The organism is Pseudoalteromonas sp. RB2-MNA-CIBAN-0110 (assembly GCF_040309305.1).
GTDB classification, from domain to species: Bacteria; Pseudomonadota; Gammaproteobacteria; order Enterobacterales; family Alteromonadaceae; genus Pseudoalteromonas; species Pseudoalteromonas arctica.
The window spans coordinates 1-21759 of record NZ_JBEOOQ010000041.1; the positions used below are offsets into that span (position 1 = coordinate 1).

General features: G+C 39.2%; 18 protein-coding genes. 4 read left to right on the top strand and 14 right to left on the bottom strand.

Annotated features, from left to right (window positions below; genetic code table 11):
- The first annotated feature begins 388 nt into the window (after positions 1-388).
- The gene (locus AAEY68_RS16995) at positions 389-2035 is read left to right on the top strand and encodes a response regulator (protein ID WP_350586500.1); all 1647 of its coding nucleotides are present in this window, start codon (positions 389-391) and stop codon (positions 2033-2035) included.
- A gap of 4 nt (positions 2036-2039) precedes the next feature.
- On the opposite strand, the gene msrB is transcribed toward AAEY68_RS16995, so the two are convergent.
- From msrB to AAEY68_RS17045, 10 genes are all read right to left on the bottom strand, one after another.
- On the bottom strand, positions 2040-2480 hold the full coding sequence (gene msrB, locus AAEY68_RS17000; protein ID WP_010555368.1) for a peptide-methionine (R)-S-oxide reductase MsrB: 441 nt from the start codon (positions 2478-2480) through the stop codon (positions 2040-2042).
- Between the two features lie 147 nt (positions 2481-2627).
- The gene (locus AAEY68_RS17005; RefSeq protein WP_165721413.1) at positions 2628-3068 is read right to left on the bottom strand and encodes a hypothetical protein; all 441 of its coding nucleotides are present in this window, start codon (positions 3066-3068) and stop codon (positions 2628-2630) included.
- Between the two features lie 2 nt (positions 3069-3070).
- Complete coding sequence (locus AAEY68_RS17010; RefSeq protein ID WP_169061426.1) at positions 3071-3589, bottom strand: DUF2919 domain-containing protein; 519 nt, start codon at positions 3587-3589, stop codon at positions 3071-3073.
- Positions 3590-3599: 10 nt separating this feature from the next.
- Positions 3600-5618 (bottom strand): NAD-dependent DNA ligase LigA, encoded by a 2019-nt coding sequence (gene ligA / locus AAEY68_RS17015; RefSeq protein WP_350586503.1) that lies wholly within the window; start codon positions 5616-5618, stop codon positions 3600-3602.
- 80 nt (positions 5619-5698) lie between these two features.
- Positions 5699-6466, bottom strand: a complete 768-nt coding sequence (gene zipA, locus AAEY68_RS17020; protein WP_197152314.1) for a cell division protein ZipA — start codon at positions 6464-6466, stop codon at positions 5699-5701.
- Between the two features lie 74 nt (positions 6467-6540).
- Positions 6541-9942, bottom strand: coding sequence for a chromosome segregation SMC family protein (locus AAEY68_RS17025; protein ID WP_350586506.1), 3402 nt, complete (start codon positions 9940-9942; stop codon positions 6541-6543).
- Between the two features lie 68 nt (positions 9943-10010).
- Positions 10011-10742, bottom strand: a complete 732-nt coding sequence (locus tag AAEY68_RS17030) for an RNA methyltransferase (RefSeq protein WP_350586508.1) — start codon at positions 10740-10742, stop codon at positions 10011-10013.
- 75 nt (positions 10743-10817) lie between these two features.
- Positions 10818-12854 (bottom strand): FUSC family protein, encoded by a 2037-nt coding sequence (locus AAEY68_RS17035; RefSeq protein ID WP_350586510.1) that lies wholly within the window; start codon positions 12852-12854, stop codon positions 10818-10820.
- 10 nt (positions 12855-12864) lie between these two features.
- Positions 12865-13725 (bottom strand): efflux RND transporter periplasmic adaptor subunit, encoded by an 861-nt coding sequence (locus AAEY68_RS17040; RefSeq protein ID WP_350586512.1) that lies wholly within the window; start codon positions 13723-13725, stop codon positions 12865-12867.
- Positions 13726-13730: 5 nt separating this feature from the next.
- Entirely contained in the window at positions 13731-13934 is a 204-nt protein-coding gene (locus AAEY68_RS17045; protein ID WP_008171772.1) for a DUF1656 domain-containing protein, read from the bottom strand.
- A gap of 394 nt (positions 13935-14328) precedes the next feature.
- On the opposite strand from AAEY68_RS17045, the gene AAEY68_RS17050 reads away from it, so the two are divergent.
- Genes AAEY68_RS17050 through AAEY68_RS17060 form a run of 3 tightly spaced genes read left to right on the top strand, consistent with a single transcriptional unit; the run spans position 14329 to position 16855 of the window.
- Entirely contained in the window at positions 14329-15438 is a 1110-nt protein-coding gene (locus tag AAEY68_RS17050; RefSeq protein WP_165721407.1) for a YjgN family protein, read from the top strand.
- Positions 15439-15447: 9 nt separating this feature from the next.
- Positions 15448-16470, top strand: coding sequence for a M48 family metallopeptidase (locus AAEY68_RS17055; RefSeq protein ID WP_197152325.1), 1023 nt, complete (start codon positions 15448-15450; stop codon positions 16468-16470).
- Positions 16457-16855, top strand: coding sequence for a DoxX-like family protein (locus tag AAEY68_RS17060; RefSeq protein ID WP_350586515.1), 399 nt, complete (start codon positions 16457-16459; stop codon positions 16853-16855). Before AAEY68_RS17055 ends, AAEY68_RS17060 begins: the two co-directional genes overlap by 14 nt.
- A 55-nt stretch (positions 16856-16910) precedes the next feature.
- On the opposite strand, the gene speB is transcribed toward AAEY68_RS17060, so the two are convergent.
- The 4 genes from speB to AAEY68_RS17080 form a co-directional block, all read right to left on the bottom strand.
- A complete protein-coding gene (speB, locus tag AAEY68_RS17065; protein WP_007583987.1) occupies positions 16911-17834 on the bottom strand; it encodes an agmatinase in 924 nt (307 codons plus the stop codon).
- 3 nt (positions 17835-17837) lie between these two features.
- Complete coding sequence (gene speA / locus AAEY68_RS17070; RefSeq protein WP_007378101.1) at positions 17838-19751, bottom strand: biosynthetic arginine decarboxylase; 1914 nt, start codon at positions 19749-19751, stop codon at positions 17838-17840.
- 669 nt (positions 19752-20420) lie between these two features.
- Complete coding sequence (locus AAEY68_RS17075) at positions 20421-20753, bottom strand: YnfA family protein (RefSeq protein ID WP_007378102.1); 333 nt, start codon at positions 20751-20753, stop codon at positions 20421-20423.
- A gap of 77 nt (positions 20754-20830) precedes the next feature.
- Complete coding sequence (locus AAEY68_RS17080) at positions 20831-21700, bottom strand: MYG1 family protein (protein WP_007583983.1); 870 nt, start codon at positions 21698-21700, stop codon at positions 20831-20833.
- Positions 21701-21759: the final 59 nt, after the last annotated feature.

Consider the following 21759-nt stretch of genomic DNA (forward strand, 5'->3'; position numbering starts at 1 on the left):
TAGCTCAGTTGGGAGAGCATCGCCCTTACAAGGCGAGGGTCACTGGTTCAAGTCCAGTATCACCCACCACATATAAATACCATCAGACAACTTCTCTAGTAATAACTCTTTTCCCATATTAAATACGTTTAACTCCTCTTTTTACCTTAAATACATTTCATATTTTTATTAAAATCTAAATTTCCATATCAAAGCACTCATCAAATATAGCGTTATCAATTTTACTTATTTAGTTTTTAATTATGTTATTCGGCTCAGTACCTTCGTAGTTAGATAAACGTATTAGGCAAAGTTAAGTACCTAATAAATACAGCTATCATTTAAATTCCCTTGTAAGGAGTTAAACTGTTGATTATAGTCTGTGTTAAATACAATTACGCTTAAGCCAATGCCAACTAAGATCTATTCAAAAGCCAAAATACTTATAGTAGAGGAGCAGCCACTTGCTCAAAGCTATATGAAACAATCGTTAGAAAGGCTTGGCTTTCGGCAGTTGCGCTTTGCTGATCATGCAAATTCTGCAAAAGAGCAGTGTTTAAGTGAAGAATTTGATCTAATCGTTTGCTCATTCAACTTAAATAAACACCAAGATGGCTACCAGCTTTATGAAGAGCTACGTGTAAAGCAACTCATAAAAAGCTCGACTGGCTTTATTTTTATCTCAGCAGAAACAAGTGGCTCACTCGTTCATAGTGTTCTTGAGCTGCAACCAGATGACTTTTTAGTTAAGCCTTTTACAGTACAAGAGCTTAAAACACGCATTGAACGAATCTTAAAGCGTAAACACGACTTACAAACAGTGTATTCATTAATTGATGATGGTAACGATTCAAAAGCTATTAAATTTATTGATACCGCTCTGGATAAAAAAAATAATAATTACAGTCCTATCCTACTTCGCTTAAAAGGCGATGCCCTACTTCGCTTAAAGCGTGCTCAAGATGCAAAAGACTTTTTTAAGTCTGTTCTCGATATTCAAAAATTTGCTTGGGCAAAAGTAGGCTTAGTAGAAGCACTTATAGCGAATAACGAACATATTTTGGCGCAGCGAATGCTCAAGACAATGTTAGAGCGCCAAGAAACTCGTTTAGTAGCCCTTGATTTGTTGGGCAGATTAGAAATAAAGCTAAATCAGTTTGAACTAGCACAAAGCTTTTTAAGTCAAGCTGCAGAAATTGCACCGCGAAACATCACACGCCAAAAATCGTTAAGTAATGTGTCGCTAATTAATCATGACTACGAAAAAAGCTATTTAACTCAAAAAGATATAGCCACCTTTGCAAAGCACTCAATACACGACCACCCGGATGTATATTTGAATGCAGCACGTGCCGGTATCGACTTTGCGTTAACAACTGATCAAACCGATCAAATTCAACGAATTTCAAGACAAACAAATCAGTACATTAATGATTTAAAAAAACAGTTTCCTAACAATGCAAATCAAGCTCAAATTGATGTACTTAATGCACGACTTCATTACTTAAAAGACGAGCATCAAAAGGCGAAAAAGCTAATTGAGCAGCTTGATGACGACGATACTCATATCCGATCGGTTGATGGCGCACTTGATAAAGCAAAAGCATTTCATGAACTGGGGTTTCATCAAAAGGCGCAAACCTTATTCACACAAATAATTAGCCACTGTGAAAGACATCCCGCAGTTAGCGACACAACTTACTTACGTTATATTCAGCAGCAGCAAAGTGAGCGACGCGATATTAAAATGGGTCCAAAAGAGCTTAATAACCATGCCGTTAGTCAATTTAATAAAGGCCAATTAAATACTGCGTTGGAAGCTTTTACACAAGCGTTTAGAGTCATGCCTCGTAATCAAAGTATCGCACTTAATTTATTACAGTGCCTATTTGATTCAACTAAGCAATCTGGCAGCTCATTTAATATGGATCTTGCTAGAAGGTGCTACGCCCTTCTTGATAAAACTAAATTACAAGCAGATCAGACGCAGCGTTTAGATAAGATTTTGCACATAGCAAAAGAAATGAATTTAGATATTCAAAGCGCTAGTAAATAAAATATTAGAGCTTTTTCATTGATGCGGCATTAACGCAATAACGTAAACCCGTTGGTAATGGACCATCTGGAAAAATATGACCTAAGTGCGAATCGCACACGTTACAAACCACCTCTATGCGCTCCATACCATGACTTGTATCGCTTACATAGCCAATCGCTTCAATTGTCGCAGGTTGCGTAAATGACGGCCAACCAGTACCACTATCAAACTTCTCATCAGCATCAAACAATAGATTATCACAGCAAATACACACATACTTGCCAGGTTCGAGTAATGTACAACTACCCGAGCTACCTGGGCGCTCTGTTCCCTTTTTACGTGTTACGTAATATTCATCTTCTGATAGTTGCATCCGCCACTGCTCGTCAGTTTTGACTACTTTTTCACTTGGGGTAGGGTTGCCATTGGTGGCAAAGTTAATAACATCATTCCACTTCAACATAATAGCCTCATTGAATAGTTGATTAGCTATACTTTATAAAGTCATAAAAAGTACGGCTAATTATTACGTTATTTAATACACTAAAGATCAGCTAAGGAGTGTTGACCGTTTAAGACTAAAACTCGTTCAATCTTAAAGGTAATTTTCTTAGCTAAAGGTAATATTTTGTTTTTCTGAGTCGGTAAGTATTCGTTTAATAAAACTATCTAGCTCTGCTTTTTTTACAGGTAAACTAACACTCATTTGGCGCTCGTTATTACTGTAAATTATTAGCTCATCATCCTTTGTCGTTATACGTTCAATACTCTCAATAACTAACCAATCTGGACCGTGCTTTTTATCAAAAAATCCCATCAAACTAAAAAGTAATAAGTGTTGGGCGTCTCGCTGAATAAAATCCTCTAACCTGTTTCTTGATTTAAATAAAGGCGTTAACCTATAAACGCTTGAGCAAAAAACAAATACCCATAACCCAAATGACGCTTTAAACCACATAAACTCTAAAAGCTCAGTGCTAATCATTAAAATAATAAGCACAAAGCCTATTATCGATATAGCTATCGCTATTTTTTTATTTACGGCGTCCACAACTAATCCCTTTTAAGTCGCTTTTTTTCTTCTGATGCCTTTTCTGTCGGCTCAGGCCAATCATTAAAGAAAACAGTTAAATAGCGGCTTTTCACCAAATACCATAATACCCATAAAACAATCATCATTTGTACTGCTAAAAATGATGAAAATCGATAATGGCTATGTGCTGCTTGAACACTTAACCATGTTAAATCAACAACTGCACATAAAATAAGAGGCCAGCGCATATGTCGCCATATTCTTGCTAACCTGTTGCTTACACTGTGTGAATCTCGTGGTCTGCGTAAACAAAATAAAATAGTCGGTATTATTGCAATACTTCCAATCGTTATTGCGATAAAAAAATCATTTTTATTTTTAAAAAATAACGACATTAAATCTAGTTCAGGCCTGCGGCTTAAAGCCGCAATAACCCAAATAAAATAACTGCGTAATAGCACAAGCACACTTAAATGAAATGCAATAGGCGTACGGTAACTTCCGTACTTATCCCAGTATTCTGGCCCATATCGGCTCATTGTCATTTTCCTAACCGTTATGCTTTATAAGCAACTCAATTAATTCATCTTCAGTTAGTATGTCTATGCCTAGGTCTTGTGCTTTTGTTAGTTTTGAACCTGCTTTTTCACCCGCCACTAACGCATCTGTTTTAGCCGATACGCTACCAGACACCTTGGCACCAAGCTGTTGTAATCGTGCTTTTGCATCATTGCGATTAAGTGTATTAAGCGTACCTGTAAGTACATATGTAAGCCCAGCGAGCGGCTGTTCTTCCTCAGAAGGTGCGCTCAACGCTGGCCAGTTTACACCTTGATCTATCAGCGCATTAACAACTGCTAAATTATGCTCTTCATCAAAAAAGCCACGAACATGAGCAGCTACTATTTCGCCTACATCACTTACTTGCGTTAAACTATCAATGCTGGCATTTATTACATTTTCAAGGGTTAGAAAGTGATTAGCTAAATTTTGTGCTGTCGCCTCCCCGGCTTCTCGAATACCTAATGAATATAAAAACTTAGCAAGCGTAGTGCCTTTAGCCTCTTCAAGTGCTGTTACTAAGTTTTTAGCTGACTTAGGTCCCATACGTTCAAGTGACTCAAAATGCCCCTGTTTTAAAATAAACAAATCAGCAGGCGTTTTTATAAGTTCTCTATCGACTAACTGATCAACAATCTTATCGCCAAGACCATCTATATCCAGCGCTTTGCGCGAAGCAAAGTGCTTAATAGCTTGCTTACGCTGTGCAGGACATACAAGTCCACCCGTACAACGGGCTACAGCTTCGCCTTCAACCTTTTCAACATGAGAATCACAGATTGGGCAAGTCGTCGGGAATTCAATATCTCTGCCATCATCAGGTCTGCGTTCAAGTACAACTTGTGTTATTTGTGGGATTACGTCTCCAGCACGGCGAATAATAACTGTATCGCCTACTTTTACGCCTAAACGTGCAACTTCATCACTGTTATGAAGCGTTGCATTTGATACGGTAACGCCACCCACAAAAACAGGCTTCAAACGTGCAACCGGTGTAATGGCGCCAGTACGACCGACTTGAAAATCAACATCAAGTAGTTGGGTTATTTCCTCTTGCGCCGGAAACTTATACGCAATAGCCCAACGAGGAGCACGTGCCACAAAGCCTAAACGCTCTTGTAAGGTCTTTTTATTTATTTTTATTACTACGCCATCAATTTCATATTTAAGCTCACCACGGCGCGTTAAAATATCGCTGTAGTAATCGAGCGCCGCTTTTGGACCTTCAACTAATTTTGTTTCTGGGCACAAAGGTAGTCCCCAATCAGTCAGCTTTTCTAATTGCTGATAGTGATCCTCAGGAATGCTGCCATCAGCAACAAGCCCGGTGCTGTAAGCATAAAACATGAGTGGGCGTTTAGCGGTAATTTTAGAGTCGAGTTGACGCAAACTCCCCGCGGCTGCATTACGCGGGTTAACAAATACTTTTTCACCGCGTTTTTGCGCTTCAGTATTCAATTTATCAAAGCCAGCGCTGTCCATAAATACTTCGCCGCGAACTTCAAGCTCTTTTGGGTAATCACCACGGAGCTTGAGCGGTACATTACGAATGGTTTTAACATTTTGAGTAATGTTTTCACCGGTAAAACCATCACCTCGAGTAGCCGCTTGTACAAGCACACCATCGCGATAAATAATTGATACAGCTAAACCATCAAGTTTTGGCTCACAACAAAAAGTAAGCTCATCAGTACTCATTAAACGCTCTTTTATACGGCGATTAAACGCAGTAAATTCTTCTTCACTAAAGGCGTTATCAAGTGAGAGCATGGGTACTTGGTGTGCTACTTGTTCAAATTTACTAAGTGCTGCACCGCCTACTTTTTGTGTAGGTGAGTCGGCGGTTAAAAATTCAGGATGCTCGGTTTCAAGTGCGCTTAGTTCGCGTAATAACCTATCGTATTCAGAATCAGGAATACTGGGGGTGTCGAGCACATAATAATTATAGTTGTGTTGCTCTAATGTAGTACGAAGATGATTAACTTGCTCACTAATGCTGCTAGACATTTAAACCTCAATAAACATAAAAAAAGCCACTTTGACGATTCACCGTCCAGTGGCTTATAAAAATATAATGTATGCGTTATTTACGCTGAAAAAGAACGAACCTGCTCAACATATTGTCTTACGCGATCTACTGTCATTTCATTTCGCTCAGCATCTAAAATTTGCGCACCAAATTCATCCGCTAACTTTTTAGCTGCGCTGTGCAACATATTAAATGCAGCTAGACCATCGCCGTCGCACGGTAATGTCATAAATAAGCTTACCCCAGCGGTACTAAACTGTTCCATATTATCAATATCAAACGTACCTGGGTTGTACATATTTACTAATCTAAATAAAACAGGGCCTTGACCAGCCGGGTCTAAGTGGCGATTAAAAAAGCCTTCCTCAGAATATTTAAAACCTAAAGTGTTAACTGCTGGCAATAATTTACTGCCCTGCATGCTAAGCTCTTCTGGCATTTGAATATGTACGATAACAAAGTCAGACATTTGAGCAGGTGCTTCTTCAGCGCTTTGCTCTTTTGCTTCTAGGTCATCAACTATTTCTAGGTCATCTTCAATCGGCACTTCTGGCACGCTTGTATCTATTTGCGGCTCATTTGCATCAAAGTTAAGCTCGCCAAACTGTGGCTCATCACGTTCGTCTTGCATTGGCTCTTTTGGTTCAGCCTCAGCTCGAAACGGTTTAGATGAAGCTGATGCGCTTTCTTGTAATGGCTCAACCCGCTCGTTATCAGATACTTCTGGGCGGTCTTTTTTTCTCACAGACCACAATCCATGTATTAATAAACCACCAATGACAACTACACTGATAATGATTAAAACCCATCTTAATTGTTCGGCCATCCCCTCACCTTTTATTATTTGATATGCCTAAAACCTGTATATTAATTAAAAACTAATACACTTGTTATAAAAATTTATGCATGTGCAAGTTGCACAGCTTGCTCTATATCTACAGCAACCATACGCGATACGCCAGGTTCTGCCATAGTAACACCTGTTAATCTACCAGCCATTTCCATCGCAATCTTATTATGACTAATATAAATAAACTGCACTGATTGTGACATTTCTTCAACCAAACGGCAAAAACGCACAACGTTAGCATCATCTAATGGTGCATCTACTTCGTCCAGCATACAGAAAGGAGCTGGATTGAGCCTGAATATAGAAAACACTAATGATAATGCGGTCAGCGCTTTTTCTCCACCACTTAACAAATGAATTGTTGAATTTTTCTTACCCGGTGGTCGTGCCATTATACTAACACCACTTTCGAGTAAATCGTCACTGGTTAATTCTAAATACGCACTACCACCACCAAAAACTTTAGGAAATAGCTCTGCAAAGTCTTCGTTAACTTGATCGAACGTCGCTTTAAAACGTGTTTTGGTCTCACTATCAATTTTACGAATTGCACCTTCAAGGGTGCTTAACGCTTTTGTTAAATCATCTAATTGATTATCAAGATAATCACTACGAGCTTTAGCTAAATCAAACTCTTCTATTGCCGCTAAGTTTACTGCACCTAATTTATCTAACTGATTAGTAAATCCGGTTAACTGATTTTGCGCTGCACTTAAATTCAATGAATCAGGTAATTCATCAAGTATTGCTTTTAAGCTTTGCTTTAGCTCTTCTAATGGTTCGAGCGCAACTTGCGCTTTTATTAGTAAGCTTTGCTCTTCAATTGTTAGCTTTTGATGCTGCTCTTGCAAGCCCACCAGCTCACCTTGTGAGTTTTTAAGACTTGCTTGCTTGGTGTTTAAACTTTCTTTAGCGTGAGATAATTCTTTTTGTAGCACTACCAGTGCCTGCTCGCCTTTTTGATGTTGCGCTAAAAACTGCGTTATTTTATCGCTAAGCTCTTGCTCTGGGATCAGCAGCTCTTCTATTTCATTGAGTAGTTCTTGCGCACCTTCAGATGCACTAACGTGCTCTTGCTCTGCATGGCTCAATTTGGTTTGGCTTAACTGCCATTCACTGCGTGCCTTTTGCTCTGAGAGCGTTGCCTTATGCGCTTGCGTTTTATATTGCTCAAGCATGCTTAATGCTTCGCTATAACTTTTATCACTTTGTGAGCGCAGGCTATTTGCAGCGTCTACCTCATCCGCTAAGTTAAGTTGCTGCTCATTTAACACTTCAAATTGCTCTGTTTGCTCATCAAGCACGTTATTTAATTGCAAAAGCGCAGTGGTTAATTGCTGTTTTTGTTGCTGTAGCTTTTCTAGTTGAAGCTTAAAGTGCGCTACTTGCTGTTTGAGCATATCGCTGCGTGTACCGGCTACTGCTATATTTTGCGCAAGCTCATGTATGGCTTCTTTTAGCTCGCTTTGCTCATTAATTAACTTTATTTGATCAGCTGTATGTTCATCACGAGTGTGTGTTACTTGTTTTAGCTCATCCTCGGCATTGGTTAACTGCTGAGCTTTATCCTGCAATTGCTTATGTTTTAAAAGTAATGAGTTTTCTGCATTTCGATCGGCACTTACATGCCAGTTACGACCATATAAAGCGCCGTTTTTATCCATAACGGCTGTATAATAGGCATCGTTTAAGAGCGTTAGATCACCGCTCTCGCTATAAGCAATACGCGTTAAATGATCTGGGTACACGCCACTTGCTATGAATGCCGCTAAGCTATTTTCAGCAATGTGCTTACCACTAATTGGCCACACACTATTATCAGCTTGCTGCACACTTACATTTAAGTGCTCTAGCGATTTAAGTGCTTGCTCTATTAAGGGCTCAAAGCCTTCTTTAACACTTAGCTGATTAAACAAACCATTAGTACTTTCACTTTCTTCATCAAGCCCTAATGTACTTTTAAGCCCCGTTATACTAGCTTTTAACTCATTTATTGTTTGAGTAAGCGTCGAATATTGCTTTTGTGAGTTATTAACACGCTCATTTTGCACTTCAAGTTTAGCACTGCACTGCGTGTGCGCTGTTTGTTTAGCAGCAAGTTCTTGAGTTAATGTTTGTGTTTGCTGTGTTTGCTGCGTTAATTGTTGTTCTACATCGCTACTTTGTAAGTCAGTAAGCTGCGTATTTAACTGATTAAGTTGCTCGTTAACGTGGCTTATTTGCTGCTGGGTTTGTTTAATGTGACTGCTATGCAGTTGCGCATTATTATTAAGTTGTTGCTGTTGCTCACACAAAGTTTGCCAGTGTGTATTGTGGCGCTGCTTAAGTGCTAATAGCCCCTCAAGTTCATGCGTTAACCCACTAACTTGCTCTTCGCACATTAACGCGTTTTCACTTGCCTCTTGCAGGGCTCCATTTAGTTGCTCACACACAATTTGCTGCTGCGTTTTAACTTCAGTGCTATGGGTTTGGCGTTGCTGTAATTTAATTAAATTTTGTTTAAGCGTTTGAGTTTGTTGCTTTACATTTATTTGCTGTTGCTCAGCGCGGGTAAGCTCGGTGTGTATTACATGTTGCTGGTGCTGTGCGTCGCTTAGTTTATCTTGCTGAGCTTGTACTTGCCCTTCTAAGCTTGCAAGTACATCGTCATGCCCTGAGTTAGCGGTTTTAAAAAACGAAATTTGATCGTTCAGTTTTTTAATTAGAGTACTTTTTTCAAGTTGCTGCTGATGTAACTTTTGCCATTTTAAAACCGCAATTTGCCCTTTTAACGTTCGTTCTTGTGCTTTTAATTCGCGGTATTTTTTTGCATCAACCGACTGCACAGCCAATTTATCGAGCTGGCTTTGTAGTTCTTTACGCACATCTAACAAGCGTTCAAGGTTTTCGCGGGTGCTTTTAATGCGTGTTTGTGTTTCGCGGCGGCGCTCTTTGTACTTAGAAACGCCAGCGGCTTCTTCTAAAAATACGCGTAATTCTTGTGGTTTACTTTCTATTAAGCGCGAGATCATCCCTTGCTCAATAATTGCGTAACTACGCGGACCAAGACCTGTACCTAAAAATATATCGGTAATATCACGCTTACGGCATTTACTGCCATTTAAAAAGTACAGCGATAGCCCGTCGCGCGTTACTAAGCGTTTAATTGCAATTTGGTTTCGATCGGCAAATGTGTTTGAAGGACTACCTTTATCGTTATCAAAAACAAGCTCTACAGAAGCTTGTGATATGGCTTTACGATTAGTTGAGCCATTAAAAATAACGTCGGTCATGGCATCGCCACGCAGGTTTTTAGCAGAGCTTTCACCTAGCACCCATCGTACTGCATCAATAACGTTAGATTTGCCACAGCCATTAGGGCCTACAACACACGTCATTTGATCAGGAAATGGAATTTTAGTGGGCTCTACAAACGATTTAAAGCCCGCTAATTTAATAGTGCTTAAGCGCATCTTATTGTTATTACCAATTTATTATTGTTATTTGTCATAAACAATTTAACCCATAATTTACTAATAGATTAAGCTTGTCGTTTAAAGTTATCTAAAATGATACCGGTCGCCATTGCAACATTAAGTGACTCTGCACCACCAAAAGCGGGAATGGTTATTTTATTGGTCACTAAATTTGCACATGTCTCGCGTATACCATGCGACTCACTGCCCATTAGTAAAACGCCTGAGCCCGTAAATTGGGTTTTATGTACACTTTGTCCATCTAAAAAAGCACCGTAAACAGGTAAATTTAAAGACTGTAAGTAATCAGGTAAATCTACTTGGCTTACCGATACCCTTACAAACGAGCCCATTGTGGCGCTAATTGTTTTAGGGTTGTAAGCGTCTGCGCTGTCGGTGCTAGTTACTATATGTTTAATACCGTACCAATCGGCTACTCTAATTATAGTGCCTAAATTACCAGGGTCTGATACGCCATCAAGCGCGAGTATTAAGCCATTTGCTTGTGGTAAAGCCACCTTTGGCATATCAACAATAGCAATGGCTGCATTATTGCTAACTAATGTGCTCGCTTTAGTGAGGGTTTCTTCATCCGCTTCAATAAAATTAGCGTGCTGATACTCACTTTGGTACGCATTTATAAATTCGTTTGTAGCAAAAATATTAACCGCATTTAATGGGCTGTTTAATAACTCAAGTACGTTTTTTTCACCTTGTACAAGGTATTGATTATATTGCTTTCGGTACTTTTTTTGGCCAAGTTGGCGAATAAGTTTGAGTTGGTTTTTTGAAATCATAACAGCCCCATAAAATTGTCCATCAAGTATAACAGATTTCGTTATAACATCTGAACTCGAAAGCAGCGAATGGGGTTAATTTATCTTGCTGGCACTTCTTTCAAAGGTCAGATTAATGCGAATAAACATCCCTTTTATCGCTTCTAATTGATTTGAATCACCAACAGATGCGGCTAATTCGTTATAAAGATTATCAGACGCTTGCTTAAAGTTTTCATCAAACTTACCTTTGGTAGCCAGCATAAATGCATCAGCCAACGTGCGTTGCCACTCATTTAAGTATTTTAGCTTTGTGTCACCAGCAAGGTTTTCGCAAATTGAGTTTAATCGCACTGAAGCATGCCCTAAGTTTAGACCGGTAAGAGCCATATCGGTAATAGCGCGTGAGTGTGAGCCCTGATCGTAATTAGTTAAACGTATTAACCTATCTGCCATACGGCGGTTGTACCAAATACTCGGAGTTTGATGGGTATTTATTTCGAGTAAATCTTTATAGGTAGCCTTAAAAACACGATGAACAAGTAACTGAACACTTGGTCCTGTAAATAACTGAAAAATCCAAAATAAAATACTCACGCCAGCAAAAATAGCGATTGCAGAACTAAGTGTATAATCAATTGAAAACGCTAGGCTCATATCCATGCTGGGTCTAACCAAAATAGTAAATGGAATACAAAACCCTAAGCCGTATGGCAACGTTTGTTGATCAGCGAGCAACAGCAAGCCCAAAAAATACGGACCGGCTAAAACAAGCAATAGTATTTCTAATTGCCCTCCACTTTGCGACAGTAAATTTAGCGCATAAAAAATAGTCACAAAAGTAGCAACAATTATACCTGCCAATAAACGTTTAATTACAACCTGTAAAATAGCCAAGGGTATTCGCGCCAGCATTATCGAAAATATGACCGGTAAAATCATAATTAATAATGCAGCTGAAGAACCTGTATTAATCCAAATAAATGCGCCGATAGAAAACACCAAAGCAGTTCTAAATCCAACTATAATGCCAGCTAATGGGTCACGATATGTAAGCATACTGGGTGCATTTAATAATGTTTTATCGCGTTGTTCTAAAGCTCTGTATGCGCGTAGTAAAATTGTTAAGTCGGCTGCTACTTCTAAGCTCACATTGAGCATGTGAGATTCAAATGGCGAATCACACACCGTATTTGCTCTATAGTCGGTTAGCTCTTTACGCAGTGTTTTAACTTGTTCGGCGCAGTAATCAAAATCGTCAGATTCTTTAATTTGCGCGAATACGTGTTTAAGTTTACTTATTAATTTGTCTAATGTAGGAGTAATAAGGTCTGCGTGGTTTCGTTGCAGACGACCAATTATTTGAATTGAAGCCAGTAAAGAAAGTACTTTTTGCGACAATTGATTTGCAGCACGCGAGCGCCCTGGACCTTTTGGTCCTTCGTACCTTACTGCGCTAGAGTCTTCGTTTATAGATCCTAACGTTGCCATAATGCCATCTATTTGTTGATGACGATTTTCGTGCGAGCCTTTAGAATCAAGCTCAGTTACTAAATAATCTAACGTTTGATTTATAACCGACCGCGCTTGAACTTGCAGTAAGTGTTTAACTTTTACAGGCCAAAATAAATGGCTCACAAGGCCTGCACATATTGAGCCTATTACTATTTCACTCACGCGCGCTTGTGCAATATCAAATATGCTTTGACTGCTTACCATTGCCGGAGTAACCATGACTAAAAGTACAATAATAGCGGCTGTTACACCTGCCATAGCAAACGCATAAACAAAGTTTGCTTGGCGTACCATTGCCGATAACGCAGAGTTTACCCCTAACCATAATGCAAGTGCACCGAGCGCTAAATAAGGGTAAAGAATTAGCTGAGTTAAAAGCAATATGCCAAATAAACCACCCACTATGGTGCCTATTATTTGGCAAATTGCTTTTTCAATAACCAATCCGCTTTGCGGGCGTAATTGCAAAAATATAGCCGAGACTAACGCCCAATAAGGTCTTTCAAGATTAAGCCACATAGCGATAGTAAGCGCCATTACCATGGCTATAACGCCCTTAATCGCAAAAATGATTGCCTGCTTTTTAGGAAAAAACAAATTTTGTAATACAACGCCCACAGTCTTCCCCTTAACGTGTAGCGAGATGTATTGTGGCGGTCATTCCTGCACTAAGCTGAATATTTTCGGGTAGTGTGTCTAATTTAATATCAACAGGAATACGTTGCGATAAACGTACCCAATTAAATGTTTGTTGTACTTGTGGTAAAAGCTGCCCGTTACTTTGTGTATTCGTATTTGCAATTGCTTTACCTACACTCACTACATGCCCTGTTAATTGCTTACCACCACTTAAAAGCGCTATTTTAGCTTTTTGATCAGGATAAATAAGCGGTATTTTACTCTCTTCAAAGTAACCCGTTACGTAAAACGAATCTAACCGCACGATAGCAAACACAGGGGTGCCTTGAGCTACATAGTTACCTTGGCGTAAATTCAGATTAATTATTTGCCCCGATGCAGGCGCAACAATTTTAGTTCTATCAACATTTAATTGCGCAATTGTTTGCTCTGTTTTAGCTAAGTTATAATTTGCTTCGGCAATTTTGGTGTTGATACCTGTTGATTCTAGTGTTTCTTCACTTATTGCTTGTTGGGTACTTAGCTCAACACGCCTTTCGTATTTATGTTTAGCAAGCTCCCATGTATATAGCGCATTTTCTGTATTGGCTTTACTTTTATCAAGCGCTGCTTGGTAACGCTTTTGATCAACATTAAAAAGAACTTCGCCTTTTTGTACGTTTTGACCATCTTTAATATTTAAAGTTGTGACCCAACCCGAAACGTCTGGAGCAACTGTAACTATGTCTGCTCGAATGCGACCGTCGCGCGTCCAAGGAGTATACATGTAGTCAGTCCAAACCCAACGCCCAGCAAAAACCGCAGCTATAACAACCACTATAGTAAAAGTAATACGCAGATATTTAATCATTCAATTTATCTTCCACTTAGTAAATAGACGGCCAGTGCCAAGTAACAAACAAATAGTGACACTTCAAACCAAGCCACTTTCCAAATACGGTCATGCCAATCTAGTCGATGCAAAGCAAAACGAGTCAGCGCTGTTAAAATAAACGCAATTGGGAAATAAACAATCAGCGGGCTAAATTCTAATCCCCCTAGCACGACTGCTTGAAACATAATAAATATCCTAATGTTATTTAAAGCGGTGATAAAAGCTGTAAAACCTAAATAAATTTACATCCCTACTACTCTTACAATCTATTATTTTGGCATATAAATCAATTAGCTTAATTGTACGTAGGTGTGCTTAATACATAATTAATGCCATTACATTTAAGCAGCATTAACTATGTATAGTAGCTAAATCGCATATTAAAAAGCTAAAGATCCCAGTTACCAGCCAAATAAATAAAACCAGCGAGGTTTATTTATAAAAAAGTATTAGAGTATTTAACTCAATACTTAAAACGCCTATTTATAGCTGTTTACAGAAGGGTGAGATAATTATAAACATTGAATTTTGCACTAAAAATGGGTAAATTAACAAAAAAACAACATGGATATAATTTTAATGGAATCAATACACCCTACCCCCTCTGAAACAACCCCACCAATAAATGAGCCTGCTGAACCAATTTTTAGCGGAAAAGTGCAGTTTAGTGGTAAAGGCGGTGAGTTTTTTGGAATTTGGATTGTAAATATATTACTTAGCGTTATTACGCTTGGCATATACTCAGCGTGGGCTAAAGTACGTACGCATCGCTATTTTTACGGCCACACCCGCATAGATGGTCATAGTTTTGACTACCTAGCAACGCCAATACAAATTTTAAAAGGTCGGATTTTAGCGGTTATTGTATTTTTTATTTATACATTCTCTATTAGCTTTATGCCTATTTTAGGCCTGTTTATTGCTCTTGGTTTTATCTTTTTAATGCCATGGATTATTAACCAAGGTTTACGTTTTAATCTGCGTATGACCCGCCATCGTAATGTTCGCTTTGCTTTTAAAGGCAGTTATGGCGAAGCCTTTGTTAACTTTATACTTTTACCTATTGCAAGCATATTTACGCTTTATTTATTAATGCCTTACGTTATAAAGCGTATTGATAGCTATATACATAGCAATATTAGTTACGGTGACAAACCGCTTACTGTAAATCTAAAAGGCGAAACCTATTACTTAACAGCGCTTATTTGCTTTGTAGTGAGCTCTATCACCATGGTGGTATTTATGGGGATTTTAGGGTTATTTGGCCTCAACTTAGTAGATATTGAAAACCAACAAAATTTAGAAAACTCTGCAGCTATGGTTATGCTTCCTATCTTTATGATGATTGCCTATGTGCTAATGATTGCCATTGTTTCTGCTGTATGGCATGCCGCTATTAGAAATCACATTTTTGATAACAGCCATTTTGAAGGCGTTGCTACATTTAAATCTGAGCTAAAACCAATTCCTTTCGCTGTTTTACTATTAACTAATATGTTGGCTATTGTATTTTCTTTAGGCCTTGCATACCCATGGACAAAAGTACGTACATCAAAAATGCTCGCTGATGTAACTAACGTCACTATTTATCCTGGTGCATTAAACCTAATTGATACCGCGCAAGAACAGCAATCATCATTTGCTGAAGAAGCTGCAAACGTATTTGATATTGACCTTTCCCTAACTTAAGAGCTCACTATGCATGTAAAGGGACATTTTTTCCCCATCGCATCGAGTAACTATCAAGTGTGTGTTGCAACTATTAGCGACACACACATTGAAGTTATTAACGATGAACACGTTATAGCTCGCCACGCAATCTCAAGTCTAAAATTAAGTTCGGGGATGGCAGGACTTGCTGACGAACTAAACTTTGAAGATGGCAGTCGTTTTATTCCTCAAGATGTAAGTTACAGATGGCCATTTAAAGAAAATAACCATCACATAATGGAGCGCCTTGAAAAAAGTAAATGGGCAATTTTAGCCGCAGTCATATTTACACCACTTTTTATGTGGTTAGTACTTTATAAAGCGGTACCGGCTATTGCTGTTTACAGTGTTGATACCCTGCCACGTAATGTTGTGGAACAAATGGGGGAGCAAAGCTTTACACTTATTAAAAAGATTGCGCTTGACCCAAGTGAGCTGCCCGCAGAGCAGCAAACTAAAGTACAAGCACATTTTACAAATATGCTTAATGCGTTATCGCTTGATCAATCGGTTTATAGATTATCGTTTTATAAATCAGACAGCTTTGGTGCTAACGCGTTTGCACTACCCCATGGCCGTATCGTGGTCACAGATGATTTAGCAAATTTACTTGCCGATAAACCCAATGCACTAAAAGCGGTATTGCTACACGAGATGGGCCATGTAGTCCACCAGCATAGCGTACGTATTACAGCACAATCTGCCGCAAGTACGATTGTGCTAGCGGTTGTATTTGGTGATTTAGAAGGGGTTGCAGAGGTTGCATTAGGTACGGGTGCATCGTTTGCTCAGCAAGGGTTTTCACGAGATATGGAACGCGAGGCAGATACCTTTGCACTCATTCAATTAGAGTCGCTTGGGTATTCGAGTAATGACTTTGCTGATGCAATAGAGGCCCTACAAGAAAGCCATACCAGCGAAAACGAGCACCTCGAAAAAGTAAATGACTTTTTAGAGTACTTGTCTAGCCACCCAAGTGCACAAGAGCGTATTGACAATGCTAGGAAATAATCGCGGTTATATTCAACTTGCTCGCTACATAGTGAGTTTAAGTTGGATATATCATGGCTTTTTTCCAAAGCTTTATCATATTGCACCACTTGAAAAATTAATGACTGGCAGTGCTGGTTTTTCAGCAGAAGTGTCTGACTTAATTACACGTTCGGCGGGTGTTGGCGAAATTATATTTGGATTGTGTTTATTTGTGTTTTATAAAAATAAACACCTAGTAATTTTAAATATTTTAGCATTAATTGGCCTTCTACTCGCTGTAGTTGCAGTGCAGCCACAATTGCTTATTGAAGCATTTAACCCTGTAACTACTAACCTGCCTCTTATTGGGCTAAGCGTTATTTGGTTAAAGGAAATTAAGCTGCAGAATAATCGATACCTCTAAATAAAAAAAGGGTATGCAAGCGCATACCCTTTTTTGTAGTACTTAAGTTATATAATTAGTACTTATTTTTATGCGTCCACAAATGCAGTAATTCGCTCGCAATGGTTGCTGCGGCAATAGCGGTAAGCTCACTTTGGTCGTACGAAGGTGATACTTCTACCACATCCATACCTACCATGTTTATGCCTTTTAGCGCACGCAGTACTTTAAGTACTTTATCTGACGTTAAACCACCGCACACAGGAGTGCCTGTACCAGGCGCAAACGCAGGGTCTAAACAATCTATATCAAACGTTAAGTAAACAGGTAGGTCACCTACTCGTTCAAGTATTTGCGCTGCAATATCATTTGCATGTAAATCGTTAGCTTGCATTGCATCAATCACAGCAAACTCATGTTTGCTTTGATCAAAGTCGGTACGAATACCTATTTGTATACTGTGCTCAACATCAATTAGCCCTTCCATTGGCGCATGATAAAACATAGTGCCGTGATCAAATCGCGAGCCGTTGCTATAGGTATCTGTGTGCGCATCAAAGTGCACTAACGCCATTTTGCCATGTATTTTTGCGTGAGCGCGTAACAGCGGAAGCGTCACAAAGTGATCGCCCCCTAAACCTAATAGCGTTTTACCTTGGCGAAGTATTTGCTCAGCAGCCATTTCAAGTTGCGCAGTAAAATATTCAGGGTCGCCAACAGGGTAAGTAAAATCCCCTGCGTCTGCCACTTTTAAGCGCTCAAACAACGGGAACGTCCACGGGTACTTAGTGTCTTCCCATGCTAAATGAACCGACGCACGACGAATCGCATCAGGACCTAAACGTGCACCAGGGCGACCCGATGTCGCTAAATCAAACGGTAAGCCTAAAACGACTACGTCTGCATCAATTGCATTAATATTTTGCACCATAGGACGACGTAAAAACGTCATCCCATTTGAGTACAATGAGTGATCTGCGTGACCAAACAAAGTCGACATTGCTTATAACTCTTCTAAATAAGTGTAGCCATCAAGGCCGCTTTGCAACTCGTCTAAAACGCTTTGCTGTTCGTGTTTTTCAATTTTAGTGCTTACTAACTGCTCGTATGATTGCTGAAAACTTTCAACATCTAAATGTACATAGCGCATCATATCGGCAACAGTGTCACCTTGGTTTATCTCGGTAATACTTGCAACGCCTTGCTCATCCATATTAACAATTGCGCTGTGCGTATCGCCAAACAAGTTATGCATGTCACCTAAAATTTCTTGATAAGCACCCACCAAGAAAAAGCCCATTAAATAAGGTTTATCAGCGCTAAACTCTGGTACAGGTAGTGTGCTTTCAATGCCTTGTCCATCTACGTAATGCTCAAGTGCACCGTCTGAATCACAGGTTATATCAAGTAATACAGCACGTTTTTTTGGTGCTTCAGTTAAGCCACTTAATGGCAATACCGGAAACACTTGATCAATGCCCCATGCGTCTGGAAGCGATTGAAATAACGAAAAGTTTACAAAAAACTTATCGGCTAAACGTACGTTTAACTCGTCAATAATAGGACGATGAAAACGGTTTTTGTTATCCATGTGCTTGTTAAGTTCATAACAAATACGAATATTAATTTGTTCAGCCCACGCACGCTGCGCTAAGTCTAATAAACCGAGTGCAAATTGGTTATGCGCTTCAGCTAAATCACCTTGGCTGTCGTGATAAATTTCAATTAATGCACGGTCATCCGTTAAATCAGTTAACTGTACAAACGATGCCCACATGTTTTTTAATAACAGGGGTGCATCTGCCGCTGGCGCTACTAACTCTTCTGGCGTATAGCTTTCAGTACCAATAACATTAGAAATAAGCACAGCATGATGCGCCGTAAGCGCACGACCCGACTCAGAAATAATAGTCGGCATTGGTTGCTCATATTGCTTACATGTATCACCAATGGTGTACACAATGTTATTTGCATATTCAGCTAAGCTGTAATTCATAGAGTTATGCGACTGGCTACGTGTGCCGTCGTAATCAACAGCCAAACCGCCACCTACATCAAGGCAATCAATTTCTGCGCCTAATTTACGTAGCTCACAGTAAAAACGCGCCGCTTCGCTTACACCTAAACGTACGTCACGAATGTTCGCCATTTGTGACCCTAAGTGAAAATGTACTAGCTGAAGTAAATCAAGCTGGTTTGCGTCTTTTAAACGATTAACTACATGCAAAACTTGCGATGCAGATAAACCAAATTTTGATTTTTCGCCGCCACTCGCTTGCCATTTACCTTTACCTTGCGACGCTAAACGTACACGAATACCAATGCGTGGTTTTACGTTAAGCTCTTTTGCTTGGCTAAGTACCATGTCTAGCTCAGAAAGCTTTTCAAGTACGATATACACTTTATGACCTAGCTTTTCGCCAATAAGTGCTAAACGTACGTATTCTTTATCTTTGTAGCCGTTACATACAATAACAGCGCTGGTTTTTTCAGCCAGTGCTAATACCGTAAGTAGTTCAGGCTTGCTGCCTGCTTCTAAACCAAGTTGCTTTTTTTCTACTTGTGCTTGGCTTGCTACTATTTCTTCAACCACTTCACGTTGTTGGTTTACTTTTATTGGGTAAACTAATAAGTAGTCTTTAGGGTAACCATAGTTTTCAATCGCAGTATTAAATGCGCCGCATAAGCTGTGTACACGATGGTGTAAAATTTGCGGAAAACGAACTAAAGCAGGTAAGCTTAAACCTTTATCTTGTAGTTGCTTTGCGATATCTGTTAATGCAATAGTTTGCTCTGGTGCATGAGCCTTGGGCGCAACATACACATCACCTTGATCATTAATACCAAAAAAACCTTGGCTCCAATGACGAACATTGTAGCTCGTACGAGCTTGTTCTAGTGATGTTGTTTCTTTCATTTATCTTTCTCTTTTATTTAATTAATGCCGACTCGGCTAGTGCCGCGCATTAAAAGAAAAATAGACATTCAAGTCCAACAAGTATTTTTACTCGTAACGAGTGATTTTTAATGTTGATAAAACGACCAATCACGTATTGCTCTCTAGCGTATATAAAATAGGACTTTGATGATTATTAAAGATAAGAAAAGCTGTAAAAAATGGCTGTTTTTAAATGACTCATTATAAATTTTATTAGCAAAAATGAGTTAGCTCATTCACTAAAATTAATCTTGAGTTACTTTTTTATAGAATTTACTTTTGATGGATTAGAGCAAGGCATTCTCAACACCTCAATTACTTACAGTTTAGCCAACGTGTTGTGACCAAGTAATACCCATATATTTTTAAATTGAATATAATTTGCACTTCTAAAACGCTCAGCATAACATCCACCAGCTTCAATAGTTGCTTGGCGCATATGTAGCGTTAGGTACTACCTGTCGTATTGAAGTTGTTATATTTTATTGGCACTTTGAAAATAATCGAGGTAGGACTTTAAATAGCACTAGGGCGTGTTTATCTTTGGAGGTAGAAATTGCAGCTGTGCATTTAGTTTTTAGCCAAGGCAGGGCCTATATGTGTTTCCCCCTATAAATAGGCGCTTTTTATTTATTGAGTATGAGCCAGCTATGCACTTTTTGGTGCGAACATAATTATAGCCATACCTAGCAGTGCAACTAAACCACCAATAATATCCCACATAGTAAGCTTTACGCCATCAACAACCCATAACCATAACAGCGCAACGCAAATATATACGCCGCCATAAGCTGCATACACGCGCCCTGCTGCAGTAGGATGTAAAGATAGCAACCATGCAAATAGTGCCAAACTTAAAGCCGCTGGAATTAAAAGTAAAATGCTTTTATCTTGCTTAAGCCAAAGGTAAGGCAAATAACAACCCACTATTTCTGCTAAGGCTGTAATAGTAAAAAGTGCGATTGTTTTTAGTTCAAACATAATGCTCCACGCTAAGATAACAAGCATAACAATCTATATAAATTGTTATGCTTAGTATTCGTTATGAATCTGCGTTGTTATTCGCTAAGCGCCATAGTGGCAAGCTTCATTGTGCTTTCAAACGACTTAGTGCCCGCTATAAATAAGCCATTGTGACAGAACACAGCGTCATCAATACCGGTTTCATCTACAAACGCTTGATCAGATAAACCTGACCATGCTTTAGGAAGCGGTTTTCTATCTTCAAACGAGCCAGGCTCAACGGGTACTGTTTGTAATATCCATTGCCCAGAATGCGATGGGTAAACCATGTATAGCGCATCGCTTGATAAAATATGCACTGTTTTTTTCCACGGTGTGTATTTTTCAAGCACTATAACTCTGGCATCTTCTGCATTTTCGATTGCTTTAGCAACGATCGCCTTTGCATTTACACTACCGTGAGCTGAGGCGATAAAACGAATGAGCATGCGAGCTGCAAATTCAACAGCTTCATCAAAACAGGTATCAAAGTTACTCTCTTCTTCCCACGTAGGGTTAAACATTGAGATTGTTTGGCTCAAGCTTATTCCTTTTGATACACCTTCAACATGACCACAATCAATGGCATCAATGGTTGAAACTAAGCCTGAATCCACTCTATCAGCCACGGCTTGGTTATCATCACACAGCGCTAAGCCGTATTTTTTCCACACTAAACCAAATGATGAAAAAGGAATGCCATTTTCTCGCTCGCCTGCACCACCGCGTTGATGATGATCAAAGCGATTAGTTTCAGGATCGTATTCGCCACCTACATCAATTACAAAGTCGGCACTTTCTATAAGCGCTTTATCGCGAGTACGTACCAGTTTAAACGTTGGCAAAACATGTTTAAGTACCGCAATACTAAAAACGTCATCTGCATGAAAATTACCATTGTGGGTTACTACTGTTATTTCGCTCATTTGTTTATTGCTACTTTTAGAAAAGATAAAAATTCTCGCTTTGTAAGTTAGTCACTAAT